Below are 16,756 nucleotides of genomic sequence, written 5' to 3'. Positions count from 1 at the left end.
TAGATTAAAATGATTGATTCTTGAAATCTAGTATTCTTACTTCTCTAAAGAAGCTTTGATCCAATCGTATCCTTTTTCTTCTAATTCCAATGCCAATTCTTTACCTCCTGTCTTAACGATTTTACCATCGTATAATACGTGTACGAAATCTGGCACGATATAGTCTAATAAACGTTGGTAGTGCGTAATTAACACTACTGCGTTATCTTCACTTTTTAGTTTGTTCACTCCATTAGCTACGATACGTAGAGCATCGATATCTAGTCCTGAGTCAGTCTCATCTAGGATAGCTAACTTAGGCTCTAACATAGCCATCTGGAAGATCTCATTACGTTTTTTCTCACCACCAGAGAATCCTTCGTTAAGAGAACGAGATAAGAACTTTCTATCGATCTCTAATAACTCCGCTTTCTCCTTGATTTTTTTCAACATCTCGTTCGCAGGCATTTCTTCTAATCCTTGTGCTTTACGTGATTCGTTGATTGCTGTTTTCATAAAGTTAGTTACAGAAACACCAGGAATCTCTACAGGATATTGGAACGATAAGAACACCCCTTTATGAGCTCTTTCTTCTGGTCCTAATTCTCCTAACTCTTCTCCTTCTAAAAGAATCTCTCCTTCAGTAACTTCGAATGCTTCATTACCAGTGATCACAGATGATAATGTACTCTTACCAGCACCGTTAGGTCCCATGATAGCGTGTACTTCACCAGCTTTTACTTCTAAGTTAATTCCTTTTAATATTTCTTTATCTTCAACACTTGCGTGTAAATTTTTTATCTGTAACATAAATTGTCTTATTTAATTTTGTTGAGGTAATCTGATTTTTTGAACTCTTTAGTTTAGGCGTAGATTAACCTACACTTCCTTCTAAAGAAATCTCTAATAATTTTTGTGCTTCTACAGCGAACTCCATTGGCAACTTATTCAACACATCTTTAGAGAATCCATTAACGATAAGTGCAATCGCTTTTTCTGTAGGAATACCACGTTGGTTACAATAGAAGATTTGGTCTTCACCAATCTTACTAGTTGTTGCCTCATGCTCAATCTGAGCAGTAGTATTCTTAGCCTCGATATAAGGGAATGTATGAGCACCACACTCATTACCCATTAATAAAGAGTCACATTGAGAGAAGTTACGAGCATTCTCAGCTCTAGGTCCCATATGAACCAATCCTCTATAACTATTTTGAGATTTACCAGCAGATATACCTTTCGAAATAATAGTAGACTTCGTATTCTTACCTAAGTGTATCATCTTAGTACCTGTATCCGCTTGTTGGAAATTATTCGTCACAGCGATAGAGTAAAACTCTCCGATAGAGTTATCCCCTTTTAATATACATGATGGGTACTTCCATGTCACAGCAGATCCTGTCTCTACTTGTGTCCACGAGATTTTAGCATTCTTCTCACATAGACCACGTTTAGTCACGAAGTTAAATACTCCACCTTTTCCTTCACTGTCTCCAGGGAACCAGTTCTGAACAGTAGAATACTTAATCTCAGCATCATCCATAGCGATAAGCTCTACTACAGCAGCGTGTAATTGGTTCTCGTCACGTGATGGTGCCGTACATCCCTCTAAGTAAGAAACATAACTACCCTCATCAGCGATCACTAATGTACGCTCAAACTGACCTGTACCAGCTTGGTTAATACGGAAGTATGTAGACAACTCCATAGGACAACGAACACCCTTAGGAATATAACAGAATGAACCATCAGAGAATACTGCAGAGTTCAGCGCCGCATAGAAGTTATCTGTCTGTGGTACCACAGTACCTAAATATTTCTTCACTAACTCTGGGTGAGTCTTGATCGCCTCAGAGATAGAACAGAATATAATACCTTTCTCAGCTAGAGTATCTTTAAATGTAGTCGCTACAGACACAGAGTCCATCACGATATCCATCGCTACACCAGTAAGACGCTTCTGTTCGTTAAGCGAAATACCAAGTTTATTAAAAGTCTCTATCAGTTCTGGATCCACCTCATCTAAGCTCTTATACTCATCCTTCTTCTTAGGTGCAGAGTAGTAAGATATAGCTTGAAAATCAGGTTTAGTATAGTTCACATTAGCCCATTCTGGCTCCACCATCGATTCCCAAATACGGAATGCTTCTAATCTCCAATCAGTCATCCACTCAGGCTCACCTTTCTTAGCAGAGATCGCTCTAACAATATCTTCATTTAACCCAACAGGAAATGTCTCTGACTCTATATCTGTATAGAATCCATACTCATACTCCTTGGTTTCTAATTCTTTCTTTAAATCTTCTTCTGTATACTTACTCATATATTTATACTTAAAAGCCACTACTTTCTCGTACGCTTCTTTTATTAAACTAATTATCAAAAGGAAAGAAAGACAGACGTACATCCGCCTTTCTACCTTGAGGTCTTATAATGAAAAGCTTTCTCCACATCCGCAAGTTCTACTTGCATTTGGATTGTTGAAATAAAAACCTTTACCGTTCAATCCTCCAGAATACTCTAAAGTCGTTCCTACTAGGTACAAAAAGCTTTTCTTATCCACAGCGATTCTTACACCATTGTCTTCGAAAACCTTATCGTCTTCTCCTATCTCGTGATCAAATTTTAATTGATACGAAAGTCCGGAACATCCTCCGCTAGTCACTCCTACACGTACATAATCTGTAGTATGGTTAAACCCTTCATCTTCCATCAAAAGGGCCACGCGTTTACTCGCTATATCTGAAACTTTTATCATACCTTTTTTAAAATAGATTAGTTCTAAAATTTGATTTACAAAGGTATTATAAAAAAATGGTTTCTTGTACTAACTAACATATTTATAACGATTAGAAGTTTTAATACTAATATCGATAAAAACTATCGTTAGAACTCCTTTTTTGATATTCTTTCCTAACTACTTTAGTAAAAAACCTACTGAAAACTAATCACTTAATTCGATTATTTTGCTCTACTAAAATACTTTATTGCAAATATTGTACCTTTAATTATACTATTCAAGGACATTTAAAAGAATGTATTGAACAAATCAAGGCAATATTTTTTCAAAAAGACAAAGTTATCCTTTATCAATAAAATATAAAAGCGAAAAATAACAAATCTCTATCTCTAAATATCCATTAAAAAGAAGAAGTCCCCCTCCCCCCATATCAAACAACCCCAATCAATGTAGAGACAGATCATTCGTGTCCAAAAAGTAGGTCAGTTAATTGTATCGTCAATAAAGTAGAGACGGATTATCATCCGTGTCAAATAAACAAATCATCATCCAAGTCAAATAAACAAATCATCATCCAAGTCAAACAAACCCAATCAATATCAAAGTAGAGACGGATTATTATCCGTGTCACCCAAAGAATTTAAAAAACTACATTAAACACGAAAAGGATAGATATAAATCAATATTAATAAATTGTAAACATTTAATATACATATCAGTAAGGATTGCTTTTTGCTATGTTTAATCATAAAAAAAATTATGAATAAGAAGTTTAAAGGCGTGTATAATAGGTCTTCAAATAGAGCTAAATGGTGGGACTATACAAATGATGGGACATATTTTATTACTATTTGTACAAGAGATATGAAACATTATTTTGGGTATATATTTCAAGATAAGATGTACTTAAATGATTTAGGGAAATGTGTTTTAAATTGTTGGTTCAGTATCCCTCATTATTACCCATTTGTTGTTTTGGATGCATTTATTGTAATGCCAAATCATGTGCATGGTATCTTGCATATTAATAGAGGTAATTATAATACTAAGAAAATTGATAATAACAAGGAATTTAAAAGCGTATCTGGAAGTTTAGGAAATATAATAAAGGGGTTTAAAGTTGGAGTAAAGAAAGATGCTAAAAGTCTTGGTATAGCGTTCTTTTGGCAAGATGGATATCATGACCATATAATCAGAGCAGCTTCTGCATATAATAATATTGCTAATTATATTCATACTAATCCTTCACGTTGGAATAAGGACAGGTTTTATAATGAGTTTTGATATTGTTATTTTGTTTGACACGGATGATAATCAGTGTGTACATTGATATGGCTACTTTCTGGACACGGATAATAATCCGTCTCTACTTTAATTACAATACAATTCTAAATTCTTCATTAACTATCGCCCTCTTTTGCCCTTTTTGGTTAATATTGGAGAGATTGCCTTGCTTTGGTCATTTCATTTAAGCATAACCAACTATTAATAAGCACTTTATATCGTTTTATTCAAAAATTGTTCGGAAGCTGTTCGGTAATAAGCAGTGTTTACTTGGGATAAGTACCCTTTTACCGAACCGTACTAAATCTCTACCCGAAGCATCTATATACTAGTATCACTTCCTTAGATAACCGATTAGATCCTCTGCTATACCAAGGTCAGTGACAGACTTTTGCAAAAAAGAGAGACTAGGAGAAATAATTTTAGTAATTTGCACCTAACTCAAATAAACTAAAACAATTATGAAACTATACGCTATAGAAAGTGGCAACTTTAAACTAGACGGTGGTGCTATGTTTGGCGTTGTTCCCAAAGTGATTTGGAACAAAACCAACCCTGCTGATGCTAATAACCTCATCGACTTAGGGGCTAGACTACTCCTTATCGAAGAGGGCAACAGACTGATCCTTATCGATACGGGTATGGGAAATAAACAATCTGATAAATTCTTTGGTTATTATAATCTATGGGGTGACCATAGCATAGATAAGTCTCTAGCTAAGCATGGCTTTCACAGAGATGATATCACAGATGTATTTTTGACACACTTACACTTCGATCACGTAGGAGGTGCTGTAAACTGGAATAGTGATAAGACAGGATATGTAAACGCTTTTAAAAACGCGAAGTACTGGACGAATGAGAATCACTGGGAATGGGCAACTAAACCGAATGCGAGAGAGAAGGCTTCTTTCTTATCAGAGAACATCCTTCCTATACAGGATAGCGGTGCACTTCACTTCATCCCAAAGGCTCAAGGAAACATACTGCACAACTCCGAATTAGGCTTTGATATCTTCTTCGCAGATGGACATACTGAGAAACAAATGATCCCTATACTGAACTATAAAGGCAAAAAGATAGCTTATGTAGCCGATCTACTGCCTACAGTAGGACATATCCCACTTCCTTATGTAATGGGATACGATACAAGACCCCTGCTAACACTAGACGAAAAAGAGAAATTCTTAAAGATGGCAGCTGATGAGAATTGGTATTTGTTCTTAGAACACGATGCTCATAATGAAATCATCACTGTGCAACATACTGAAAAAGGAGTGAGACTAAATGAGAATTTAAAAGCTAATGAAATCTTAATTTAGTGTTAAGTACACTTTCAAGATGTAACTTATTTATATTTTTAGCACGAATAACATTGATAATTTAAATTTAACTATAATGCGATTGATTAAACCTTTATACCTATCAGCTGCTTTAGCATTAGCTTTAACTAGCTGTGGTACAACGAGTACGATTACCAATACACCGATCTCGGGTGTAGATAATCTACCGAAGAGAACAACAAAACTTACAGAAGAACAATTACGCAGATGGAGTCATTTAGACATCATTAATGATACTGTTCCTGGAATGTCTGTTGACAGAGCGTATGAAGAAATTCTTAAAGGAAAGAAATTACCTAAGAAAGTAATTGTAGGAGTTGTGGATTCAGGTGTTGAGATTGATCACGATGATTTAAAGACTCAAGTTTGGACAAACCCTAATGAAATAGCGGGTAATGGTATCGATGATGATAATAATGGATACATCGATGACATCCACGGGTGGAACTTCTTAGGACAGTCTGTACACGAAAATGTAGAGATGGTACGTGTGATCCGTAGAGGTGATGATGGTTCTGATCAGTATAAAAGAGCTGTGAAGGAATACGACGAAGAGGTAAAAAGCAACCAAGAGAGCAAACTACGTGTAGATATGTTATTGCGTGCAAATGAGCGTATCGCAAAATACCTAGATAAGAAGGACTACACAATGGATGACTTAAACAGCATTCCATTAGACGCGACTGAAGAAATCATCCACTCTAAAAATGTTATGTATAATATCTTAGCTGGTGGAAGAGAGTTGTCTTGGTTAGAAGCTTACAAAAACAGTGTAGAAAGTAAAGCGAAACACCACTTAAACTTAGAGTTCGACGGTAGAAAGATAGTAGGTGATGATCATACAGATATCAATGATAGAATCTATGGTGATAACAACGTGATCGGACCTGTAAGAGAAGAGGCTAAACATGGTACTCACGTAGCTGGTATTATCGCTCAGACTCGTGGTAATAACTTAGGTGGAGACGGTGTAGCATCTGACGTAGCAGAGATCATGGCTGTAAGAGCTGTACCTGATGGAGATGAGTATGATAAAGATATCGCATTAGGTATCAGATATGCAGTAGATAACGGTGCTAAAGTAATCAACGGAAGCTTCGGTAAATACTATGAAGAAAACAGTCAGTGGGTACGTGACGCTATTAAATATGCAGAAGAGAAAGACGTACTTATCGTAGTAGCTGCAGGTAATGATGCTATGGACTTAAACATCCCTGGAGGTGTAGAGCGCTACCCTAACGATAACGTAAAGATGGGACCAGAGATCTCTAACAACTTCTTAGTAGTAGGAGCTCTTAACCCAGAGTTTGGTAAAAATATGGTGGCTCGTTTCTCTAACTATGGTGATTATGATGTAGACGTATTCGCTCCTGGAGTGAAAATTTATGCTACTGTACCAACGAATAGTTATGAGTACTTACAAGGTACTTCTATGGCTTCTCCTAACGTAGCAGGTGTTGCAGCATTAGTGAGAGCTTATTACCCAGAGTTTACAGCTGGAGAAGTGAAGAAAATCATCATGGACTCAGGTGTAGCAGTAAACTTCGACGTAGTAGTAGGTGAGAAAAAAGAAATCAGAAATTTCCAATCTATCTCTACTTCTGGTAAGTTTGTAAATGCGTACAATGCATTATTATTAGCTGAGAAATTATCAAAAGCTAAAAAATAAAACTTGTAACTAAGTAACCCTTAATATAAAAAGCTCCACATTTATGCATAATATATGTGGAGTTTTGATTTCAAACACATTATGAAAAAAATATTACTAACTCTAGCTATCTGCTCTATTGCCCTAATAGACGCAATCGCTCAAAACAACCCTAATCCAGGTTATTGGCAACAACATGTTGACTATAAAATGGACGTGAAGATGGACGTGAAAAAGTACCAATACACAGGTACTCAAAAGTTAACTTACACAAACAATTCACCTGATACTTTAAAAGCAGTATACTTCCACCTTTACTACAACGCATTCCAACCCAATAGTGATATGGATGCGCTATTATCAAATATCGCTGATCCTGACTCTCGTATGGTAGATACTAAAACAGTGAGAGGTAGAAAAGTATTTGAAAGTAGAATCACAAAGCTAAAAGACAACGAAATAGGATACTTAAAGGTATCTAAAATGATGCAAGATGGTGAGGCTTTAGAGACGAAAGAAGTAGGTACTATACTAGAGGTGACTCTAAAAAAACCTATCGCTCCTAAGTCATCTACTGTATTCACAATGAACTTCGATGGACAAGCTCCTGTAATGATCCGTAGAGCTGGTAGAAACTCTAAAGAGGGTGTAGCACTGTCTATGTCTCAATGGTTCCCTAAGATCGCTGAATATGACTTCGAAGGATGGCATGCTGAGCAGTATCTAGGTAGAGAGTTCCACAGTGTATGGGGTGACTTCGACGTAAAAATTACGTTAGATAAAAACTATATCTTGGGTGGTACAGGTAATATCGTAAATAATAATGAGGTAGGATATGGATACCAAGATGCTGGTATCGATGATAATTCTATCAAAAAAGGTAAAGAGCTTACATGGCACTTTAAAGCTGAGAATGTACTAGACTTTACATGGGGAGCAGACCCTAACTTCATACACGATACGTATGATGGACCTGATGGAGTGAAACTTCACTTCTTATATAAAAACAATCCTGCTATTATAGATAACTGGAAAAAACTACAGCCTGTAACAGCAGAGTTAATGAAATTCTTCAATGAGAATGTAGGTCCTTATCCTTATAACCAATACTCTGTAATACAAGGTGGTGATGGAGGTATGGAATACTCTATGTGTACCCTAATCACAGGCGAGAGATCATTCCCAAGCTTAGCAGGAGTGACAGCTCATGAGTTAGCGCACAGTTGGTTCCAACATGCTTTAGCTACTAATGAGACGAAACACGAATGGATGGATGAAGGGTTTACTTCATTTATCTCTGACCTAGCGATGCTAAAGATCTTACCTAAAGACCAACAAGAAGATGTGAACCCGTTCGGATCTACTTATAAGAGCTACTATAGCTTAGTGTCTAAGGGAATGCAAGAGCCATTAAGCACACATGCAGATCATTACTTGACCAATAGAGCTTATTCTACTTCTGCATACAGCAGAGGGTCTATCTTCTTAACTCAATTAGCTTACTTAATCGGGTGGGATAATATGATGACTACACTGAGAACGTACTATAATGAATACAAGTTCACTCACCCTACTCCTAATGACTTCAAGCGTGTAGCTGAGAAAGTATCTGGTGCTGTATTAGACCAATATTTAATCGACTGGACACAGACGAACAACACGATAGACTACTCTATCCTATTCGTAGAAGAGGTACAGAAAAACCAAACTTTAGTTACTTTAGGTAGAATGGGAAGAATGGGTATGCCTCTAGATATCTTAGTAGAATACGAAGATGGTTCTATAGAAACATTCTACATTCCTTATACTTCAATGCACTGGATCAAACCTAACCAGTACGTACAATACGAAAGAACAGTGTTAGATGGATGGGGATGGGCTCAACCAGAATATAAGTTCACAATCAATAAACCAAAAGGTGCTATTAAGAAAATAGTAATCGACCCAAGCCAGTTTATGGCTGATGTAAATCAAGAAAATAGTATTTATACAAAATAGAAATAGGCCGCAGTAGCGGCCTATTTTATTTATAAATATTTCATATTCCTTTGCTACCTTTGCAGGCTATATGGAACAAAAAAAATACAATTATCCTAAAAAGGAAAAGCTAAAAAGCAAGGCTGTAATCGAAGAGTTATTTACAACAGGCAAAACTGTGAGTAAATACCCTTTGAGAATGGTATACGTACAGATAGCTAATCAAGAAGACCTCCCTCTAAAAGTAGGAGTGTCTGTATCTAAACGCCATTTTAAAAAGGCGGTAGATAGAAACTATTTTAAAAGATTATTACGCGAAGCATATAGGCAGAATAAACACTTACTACTAGAAAATATAGATAAGCCTTATGCAATGATGCTATTCTATCAATCTAAAGATAGATTAACATTCAAAGATGTAAACGAGAAGATGATTAAGCTTTTCGAGAAATTCATAGACGCTACAACAGAAAAAAAAGAAGACAACTCTTAATAGTTTGTCTTTTTTACCCCTTATATTTGCACTATATTAAAAATACACTTAACTTAATAGTTTTCTGATTATTAATCATTAAATACTAATAAATAAGTATCTTTTTATTGTTTAAAGGTATTATTTATTCTTGATTGAGTTGATCATTTTTACAATATCTAGCATCTAATGCTACTTACATGTAAGAGTTCAGAAAAGCATTGTTATAAATATACCTGAGTTTGTTCAGGCTTTAAAATAGTGATAGCTCTATGCAAAATTTAGAAAAAGGAAATTGTTTAATTGAAACAGATAGTGATGTAGAACACATCTCTACCCCTAACAAAAGCACTCTAGACCTTAATACTACACACCAAGCTCTTGAAGTAGCTAATAACAGATTGCGCCAACTACCTTTAGAAGGTCAGTCTAACTTCAGAGATCTAGGCGGATATCAAACAGAGGACAACAAAACAGTCAAATGGGGGTGCTTATTCCGCTCAGGACAATTGAGTAACCTAACTGACGTAGATTTAAACTACCTTAGCTCACTTCCGCTGACTACAATAGTAGACTTTAGAAGTGAAGAAGAAAGTGAAGAGCAGAAAACACTGTTACCAAAAACAGTAACTAATGAAGTACTTCTACCGATCACTCCTGGTAATCTTAGTAAGAATCAGGTCATGCAGATCGTACAAAAGGGAGATATAAACCTAGCTACTAAACTCTTAGTGGATATCAATGAACAACTGGTACTCCACAACCAAAGTCAATACAAAGCTTTCTTTAGAGAGGTAGAATGTTCTGAGGCTCCACTAATGTTTAACTGTACTGCAGGTAAAGATAGAACAGGCTTCGCTGCTGCTCTACTCCTATCTGCTCTAGGCGTGAATCAACATACAGTGATAGAAGATTACCTATTGACTAATCAATATGTCAATCTCGATATACAACAGATACAACAACAATTTAATCTAGAAACACAACAAGCCGAAACACTTCTAACCCTATTCACAGTACAAGAACAATTCTTAGCAAAAGCATTGAATACTATAGAAGAATATTATAATTCTGTAGAACAGTACCTAACAGAAATATTAGAAGTGGATATCGCTTTATTAAAAGCAAAATATCTTTACTAAACTAAGACTAGCCATGGAGTGGTATATATTCCTATTCTGACTATTAGCTTATTAGTAACCATATCGTTACAAATTACAAGTTTAAATCCGACACTTTTATGCAAGCACAGTCATCACATGGCCACAGTTCTCAATTGAATAAAATAACCTTAGGAACACTACTGGTGACCTTAGGTATTATCTATGGAGACATTGGTACATCCCCACTTTATGTAATGAAAGCCATCATAGGAAAAGAGATTATCCGAGAGGATATTGTCTTAGGAGCTATTTCATGCGTTTTTTGGACCTTAACCTTACAGACGACCATTAAGTATGTTTTTCTAACCCTAAAGGCAGATAATAATGGTGAAGGAGGTATATTCTCACTCTATACTTTAGTCAAGAGGTTGAAGAAACGTTGGTTAATCATTCCTGCTATTATTGGAGGTAGTGCACTATTAGCCGATGGTATTATCACCCCTCCTATCTCAATATCATCAGCTATAGAAGGACTTAGAATATATGAACCAAACCTACAGACTATTCCGATAGTGATAGGGATTATCTTTATTCTCTTTGTCATCCAACAATTTGGTACCAAGGCTATTGGCAAATTCTTTGGCCCTATGATGACTTTGTGGTTCTTAATGATAGGGATAATTGGTCTATTTCACTTAATGGATAACCTTACAGTACTAAAGGCTTTAAATCCTTATTATGCAGTTCATTTACTTTCTATACACTCAGAAGGATATTTTGTATTGGGATTTGTCTTTCTATGTACTACAGGTGCAGAAGCACTTTATAGCGATCTAGGACATTGTGGGATAAAAAATATACGCATCACTTGGGCATTTGTAAAAGCGATGCTAGTGTTGTGTTATTTTGGACAAGGAGCTTATTTAATCAACTTTTCTAACCAAACACTACTACAACTATCACCAGATAATCAAAACCCCGCAAACCCTTTCTTTTTAGTTATGCCTGAGTGGTTCTTACCATTTGGTATAGCCATTGCAACAATAGCGGCTGTAATCGCATCACAAGCCCTAATAAGCGGATCCTTTACACTAATCAATGAAGCGATAAGACTTAACTTATGGCCAAAAGTAAAAGTAAAATTCCCAACCAATGTAAAAGGTCAACTATATATTCCTTCTATCAACTGGTTACTATTCTTAGGCTGTGTATTCGTAGTCTTGCACTTCGAAGAGTCGGGTAATATGGAAGCTGCATATGGACTAGCGATTACCTTATGTATGATTATGACTACAATCTTACTAGGTTATTATATGTACCTAAAACGTGTACATATTGTTGTAATCGTATTAGTCGAATTAATATACCTAAGTTTAGAAGTCTCATTCTTTATTGCTAACGTTCAGAAGTTCACTCATGGTGGTTATGTTACTGTTATCATAGCGTCTTTACTAGCAGGTACGATGATTATAAACTACCTAGCGAAGAAGATAAGAAAGAACTATACTGAGTTTGTCAATATAGAACAGTATAAAGACATTCTTCTAGATATCAGTGGAGATACAAGCATTCCTAAATTTGCTTCTAATCTAATCTATCTAACCAACTCCAATACATGCTCTAAAATAGAATATAAAGCATTGTATTCTATCACACAACGTAGACCTAAAAGAGCAGATAACTATTGGTTTATACATGTCAATGTAAGTGATCAACCTTATAACTTAGAATACAAAATACAGAAGATAGGTGCTGATAATATTATCCGTGTTGACTTTTATCTAGGTTTTAGAAATGACCAAAAGATCAGTGTACTCATGAAACAAGTACTCAAAGAGTTAACAGAAACAGGAGAAGTAGATGTAATCAGTAAATACACCTCTTTACAAAAAAACAATATCTATACAGACTTTGAATATGTATTGATAGAGAAAGAACTGTCTTATGATAATGAGCTACCTGCTCATGAAACAATCATACTTACACTATATGAATGGCTTAAAAAGTTAGCCTTGTCAGAAGAAAAGGCCTTTGGGCTTGACAGTAGTGCTGTAACCGTAGAGCGATTCCCAATGGTGATAAATCCTATAGAAGAATTACCTCTACACAGAAGGTATTAAAACATAAAAAGGCGTTCAGTGATGAACGCCTTTTTACTTCTATTTAATTTGTTTCGCTCTCATTAAACTTTAATGAGTTGACGATTGATTCTACTTCCATTAAGATACCTCTCTTACCCATAGCTGGATTATATACTAACCCTTCTATAAACAGATACCTACTAGCTGATTCATCACGGAACACATAACTCATATAAGGACCACTCATAAAGCTATTATGCATGTCCCAATCTCCAGTGAACTCATAGACCTTTCTTCCTTGTCTTACAAACTCTTTATTATTAGGAATAAACCCTTCATTGAGCCTTAGATACGAATTATCTTCTATAGAATGTATGTACTTACCATTCACTGAATCCTTCACTGCTAATAAGTTATTTAGAATAGTATCATCTGTATTCTCAATTCTATCTATTGGTACATCGTAAATCAGAATATTACTATTACCTGAAGCAATATTCTTTTTAAACCATACAAAGTGGTAATTACTTCCAACCAACTTATACGTAGTAGGCAAATTAAGGCTTACTTGAAACTTGTCTTGAAAATAATCAATATCAACTATCTTCCCTTCAAGAATACGCTTTGCAACGACATCAAACTCAGAGCGCAAAATAGAACTCACAATCGAGTCTGAATTCTTCTTAAACTCGCTTATTAGTCCCTTTCTAGAATCTCCACTTACTGTAAAGTACATCTGACCAGCAGTATACTTATCTTTCTCAAACAGAAAACTATTGTTACTATAGTTATCCGAAAAGACGATTATATTTCTTCTATTCTTCGTACGTGAAGAAAATAGATTAGGTGAGATCTGTTCTAAAGAAAAAGTAGACTCTGGTGGTGTAATTCCTTCTATAGGTACAGCCAGATGTTCTCTTATACTATCCCCTACACTACCATACCATAGTCTATCATTAATGACTATAAGTATCTGGTGAGGTTCATCCATAGGATTATTAGATCTATTCTTAGCAGACCTGTCTCTACACCCAACGAGTGCAAACAATACTAACAATACATAACCAATATACCTCACTCTTATCTTCTTCTAATTAAGTCTTAACTTCATACCTGGACGAATGTCATCTGAGTCCTTCATATTATTTAAGGACTTTAATTTAGACACAGTCACTCCAGCAAACTTCTTACTTATAGAGGATAAAGAATCTCCTCTCTGCACAGTATAGAAATTATTCTTAGTACCACCTGACGCTTGAGCCACCGCTTTTTTACCTACTACTAATTTCTTACCAGGGTAGATTAGATTTCCTTTTAGATTATTTAATTTCTTTAATTGTGCAACCGAAATACCGTATTTATTAGCAATAGTACCTACACTCTCACCCTTGCGTATCGTGTGATAACGCGGATTAACAGAGCTACTTTCTACTATAGATTCTGCAACTACAGCATAGTTTGGTTGTTCCTTTTTAGAATCTAAAAAATCTACATAAGCATACATCTTTTCTTCATTAGAGGCCATTAAACCTATTTTCTTTATAGGTAGTCTTAAGAAGTTCAACTTACCACTATCATAAGGAATCACTTGTAACTTATAAGTTGGGTTTAAGAACTCTATTTCTTCTTTAGAGACATCTAATAAATTAGCGATTTGGTCAAAAGACATTGTTTTCTTAATCGCTATTGTATCAGTCTCCACTACCTTTATAGGTGCATTTTTAGACGTGATACCATGCTCTTTTGCATATTCAAAAATATACATAGTAGCGTAGAATGCAGGCAAATAGTTTTGTGTTTCACGTGGAAGATTTGGTCTAATATTCCAGTAATTCGTATATCCATTAGAACGACGAATCGCTTTACTCACGTTACCTGGTCCAGCGTTATATGATGCTAATACTAAATCCCAATCACCAAACATACCATACAAGTCTGACAAAAACTTAGCAGCTGCCTCAGATGACTTTAATGGATCTATACGATCGTCTATATAAGAAGTAACTTCTAGATTATATTGTTTACCTGTAGGATACATGAATTGCCATAGACCAGTAGCTCCCACTCTAGAACGAGCTACAGGATTAAGTGCAGATTCTACTATAGATAAATACTTAACCTCTAAAGGAACATTTTGTTTTGCTAATTGCTCCTCAAACATCGGGAAATAGTATTCTGATAAGCCTAATAACCTCTCAAAAGAACGTTTTCTATTCTTTAAAAATGATTTAATCACTCGCTCTAATGTTTCATTGTATTCAACATTAAAAGGTGTTTTCTCATTTAATCTTTTTAAACGTTCTTTTAAAAGCTCAGTAGGTAATTCATCAAAACGAACATCTCCTTCGTCAAAGTTTGCATCAGCTAACTCGTTCTCTAGCTCATTAAATAAATCTTGGTTCAATAACTCATTCAACCAGCGCTTCTCTATAGAGGCACTACTAGCATGGTTAACGAATGTCTTTTTAATAGAGTCCAGATACACCTCTGGGCTCATTTCTTTCTTTGCTACTTCTGTAAGCGTACTAGGCTCATTCTGTCCCATGACTGAGTACGAAAAAAGACCGCATGCTAATAAAGTTAATACTTTGTAATTCATCGCGCTATGTATTATAAAATCCCTATGCTTGGTATATAAACATAGGGACCTACTATTATTCTTGTATTGCTTTAATTCCTGGTAATACTTGACCTTCCAACATTTCCAACATTGCTCCACCTCCAGTAGAAACATAACTCATCTTAGGCGCTAGACCGAACTGTTTTACAGCAGCTACAGAGTCTCCACCTCCTACTAATGAAAAAGTACCATTTTTAGTAGCTTCAGCAATGAAGTTACCTAACTCGATCGTACCATTCGCGAATTTCTCCATCTCGAATACTCCTAAAGGACCATTCCACAAGATGATTTTTGACTCAGCTACCACAGGTTTTAAGCTCTCTAATGTCTTAGGACCTACATCTAAACCTTGCCATCCTTCAGGAATTTCATTAGCAGCTACCACTTGTACATTCGCATCAGCAGCGAATGCATCAGCAGCCAAAATATCCACAGGTAAGTGTACTTGTACATTCTTCTCTTTCGCTTTTTTCAAAATATCTAAAGCTAAATCTAGCTTATCATCTTCGCAGATAGAATTACCGATCTTACCACCTAGAGCTTTAATAAACGTAAAAGTCATCCCTCCACCGATAATCATGTGATCTATCTTATCTAAGATATTCTCGATAATCGTAATTTTAGAAGATACTTTAGAACCACCTAATACAGCTGTAACAGGCTTATCAGTACTATTCAATACCTTATTTAAACTCTCTATCTCTTTAGCTAATAAATAACCAAAGCATTTTTTATCAGCAAAGTACTTCGCTACGATAGTAGTAGAAGCATGTGCTCTATGTGCAGTACCAAAAGCATCATTCACATAAAAATCAGCTAACTCAGCTAATTGTTTTGAGAACCCTTCATCACCTTTTTCTTCCTCTGCGTAGAAACGTAGATTCTCTAATAAGATGATATCTCCAGCTTTACTAGCTGCGATAGCTTCCTTAACTGTACTTCCTACACAGTCGTTCACAAAAGTAACTTTATGTCCTAAAATCTCTTCTGTTTTTGCAACGATATGACGTAGTGAATACTTGTCATTGCGCTCTCCCTTAGGTCTTCCTAAGTGAGACATTAAGATAGCTACACCACCCTCTTTTACTATTTTTTCAATAGTAGGTTTTGCAGCCTCTATTCTATTTGTATCTGTAACATTAAAATTCTCATCTAGGGGAACATTAAAGTCAACTCTAACCAACACCTTTTGATCTTTAAAATCAAAACTATCAATAGATTTCATCTTTACTTTTTTATATATTTTACGATAAGTTACACAAATATAAATCTTTTTCGATATCAGACTACCTGATTATTATATTGTTAAACGAAAATTTTAACATATTACACTCATTAGTCTTTTATAAATACACCAATAAACAGAGTTATTAATAAATATATTACACTTTACATATATTTATTATTCAATATTATAGTATTTACAGACAGAAATACAAAATAATAAGGGCAAATAAATATTTAAACTATTTTTAATTTTAGAACAGTTATAGACTAGAACTTGTCTAA

At 35.3% G+C, this 16,756-nt stretch carries 13 protein-coding genes; 7 read left to right on the top strand and 6 right to left on the bottom strand.

The annotated features are described in order from the left end of the window. Positions 1-36: 36 nt before the first annotated feature. From sufC to MODO_RS02870, 3 genes are all read right to left on the bottom strand, one after another. Entirely contained in the window at positions 37-789 is a 753-nt protein-coding gene (gene sufC, locus MODO_RS02880; RefSeq protein ID WP_006257888.1) for a Fe-S cluster assembly ATPase SufC, read from the bottom strand. A 64-nt stretch (positions 790-853) separates the two neighbouring features. Then, positions 854-2,302: a Fe-S cluster assembly protein SufB gene (gene sufB, locus MODO_RS02875; protein WP_036471293.1), complete on the bottom strand. Its 1,449-nt coding sequence runs from the start codon at positions 2,300-2,302 to the stop codon at positions 854-856. 105 nt (positions 2,303-2,407) lie between these two features. Continuing rightward, positions 2,408-2,737, bottom strand: coding sequence for a HesB/IscA family protein (locus MODO_RS02870; protein ID WP_006257890.1), 330 nt, complete (start codon positions 2,735-2,737; stop codon positions 2,408-2,410). A gap of 741 nt (positions 2,738-3,478) precedes the next feature. On the opposite strand from MODO_RS02870, the gene MODO_RS02865 reads away from it, so the two are divergent. From MODO_RS02865 to MODO_RS02835, 7 genes are all read left to right on the top strand, one after another. After that, positions 3,479-4,003 (top strand): transposase, encoded by a 525-nt coding sequence (locus MODO_RS02865; RefSeq protein ID WP_006257891.1) that lies wholly within the window; start codon positions 3,479-3,481, stop codon positions 4,001-4,003. A gap of 461 nt (positions 4,004-4,464) precedes the next feature. Continuing rightward, complete coding sequence (locus tag MODO_RS02860; RefSeq protein ID WP_006257892.1) at positions 4,465-5,325, top strand: MBL fold metallo-hydrolase; 861 nt, start codon at positions 4,465-4,467, stop codon at positions 5,323-5,325. Positions 5,326-5,401: 76 nt separating this feature from the next. Continuing rightward, on the top strand, positions 5,402-7,015 hold the full coding sequence (locus tag MODO_RS02855; RefSeq protein WP_006257893.1) for a S8 family peptidase: 1,614 nt from the start codon (positions 5,402-5,404) through the stop codon (positions 7,013-7,015). Positions 7,016-7,069: 54 nt separating this feature from the next. Next, on the top strand, positions 7,070-8,992 hold the full coding sequence (locus MODO_RS02850) for a M1 family metallopeptidase (protein ID WP_006257894.1): 1,923 nt from the start codon (positions 7,070-7,072) through the stop codon (positions 8,990-8,992). 70 nt (positions 8,993-9,062) lie between these two features. After that, positions 9,063-9,464 carry a ribonuclease P protein component gene (gene rnpA, locus MODO_RS02845; RefSeq protein ID WP_006257895.1) on the top strand — a complete coding sequence of 134 codons (402 nt, stop codon included), beginning with the start codon at positions 9,063-9,065 and terminating at the stop codon, positions 9,462-9,464. Between the two features lie 251 nt (positions 9,465-9,715). Continuing rightward, complete coding sequence (locus MODO_RS02840; RefSeq protein ID WP_006257896.1) at positions 9,716-10,585, top strand: tyrosine-protein phosphatase; 870 nt, start codon at positions 9,716-9,718, stop codon at positions 10,583-10,585. 98 nt (positions 10,586-10,683) lie between these two features. Then, entirely contained in the window at positions 10,684-12,666 is a 1,983-nt protein-coding gene (locus tag MODO_RS02835) for a KUP/HAK/KT family potassium transporter (RefSeq protein ID WP_006257897.1), read from the top strand. Positions 12,667-12,709: 43 nt separating this feature from the next. Here the strand turns inward: MODO_RS02835 and MODO_RS02830 are convergent, their stop codons facing one another. Genes MODO_RS02830 through MODO_RS02820 form a run of 3 tightly spaced genes read right to left on the bottom strand, consistent with a single transcriptional unit; the run spans position 12,710 to position 16,472 of the window. Next, complete coding sequence (locus MODO_RS02830) at positions 12,710-13,705, bottom strand: DUF4837 family protein (RefSeq protein ID WP_225581450.1); 996 nt, start codon at positions 13,703-13,705, stop codon at positions 12,710-12,712. 12 nt (positions 13,706-13,717) lie between these two features. Next, positions 13,718-15,226, bottom strand: coding sequence for a lytic transglycosylase domain-containing protein (locus tag MODO_RS02825; protein ID WP_006257899.1), 1,509 nt, complete (start codon positions 15,224-15,226; stop codon positions 13,718-13,720). Between the two features lie 55 nt (positions 15,227-15,281). After that, on the bottom strand, positions 15,282-16,472 hold the full coding sequence (locus MODO_RS02820; RefSeq protein ID WP_006257900.1) for a phosphoglycerate kinase: 1,191 nt from the start codon (positions 16,470-16,472) through the stop codon (positions 15,282-15,284). Positions 16,473-16,756: the final 284 nt, after the last annotated feature.

It is taken from the genome of Myroides odoratimimus, from assembly GCF_001485415.1.
Classification (GTDB): Bacteria; Bacteroidota; Bacteroidia; order Flavobacteriales; family Flavobacteriaceae; genus Flavobacterium; species Flavobacterium odoratimimum.
The sequence above is the reverse complement of the archived record's forward strand: the minus strand, read 5'-3'. Positions and strand labels throughout refer to the sequence as shown.

What these genes read in the sequence shown, in the direction of transcription:
- sufC (WP_006257888.1), bottom strand. Translation starts at nt 789, where the DNA reads ATGTTACAGATAAAAAATTTACACGCAAGTGTTGAAGATAAAGAAATA.
- sufB (WP_036471293.1), bottom strand. Translation starts at nt 2,302, where the DNA reads ATGAGTAAGTATACAGAAGAAGATTTAAAGAAAGAATTAGAAACCAAG.
- MODO_RS02870 (WP_006257890.1), bottom strand. Translation starts at nt 2,737, where the DNA reads ATGATAAAAGTTTCAGATATAGCGAGTAAACGCGTGGCCCTTTTGATG.
- MODO_RS02865 (WP_006257891.1), top strand. Translation starts at nt 3,479, where the DNA reads ATGAATAAGAAGTTTAAAGGCGTGTATAATAGGTCTTCAAATAGAGCT.
- MODO_RS02860 (WP_006257892.1), top strand. Translation starts at nt 4,465, where the DNA reads ATGAAACTATACGCTATAGAAAGTGGCAACTTTAAACTAGACGGTGGT.
- MODO_RS02855 (WP_006257893.1), top strand. Translation starts at nt 5,402, where the DNA reads ATGCGATTGATTAAACCTTTATACCTATCAGCTGCTTTAGCATTAGCT.
- MODO_RS02850 (WP_006257894.1), top strand. Translation starts at nt 7,070, where the DNA reads ATGTGGAGTTTTGATTTCAAACACATTATGAAAAAAATATTACTAACT.
- rnpA (WP_006257895.1), top strand. Translation starts at nt 9,063, where the DNA reads ATGGAACAAAAAAAATACAATTATCCTAAAAAGGAAAAGCTAAAAAGC.
- MODO_RS02840 (WP_006257896.1), top strand. Translation starts at nt 9,716, where the DNA reads ATGCAAAATTTAGAAAAAGGAAATTGTTTAATTGAAACAGATAGTGAT.
- MODO_RS02835 (WP_006257897.1), top strand. Translation starts at nt 10,684, where the DNA reads ATGCAAGCACAGTCATCACATGGCCACAGTTCTCAATTGAATAAAATA.
- MODO_RS02825 (WP_006257899.1), bottom strand. Translation starts at nt 15,226, where the DNA reads ATGAATTACAAAGTATTAACTTTATTAGCATGCGGTCTTTTTTCGTAC.
- MODO_RS02820 (WP_006257900.1), bottom strand. Translation starts at nt 16,472, where the DNA reads ATGAAATCTATTGATAGTTTTGATTTTAAAGATCAAAAGGTGTTGGTT.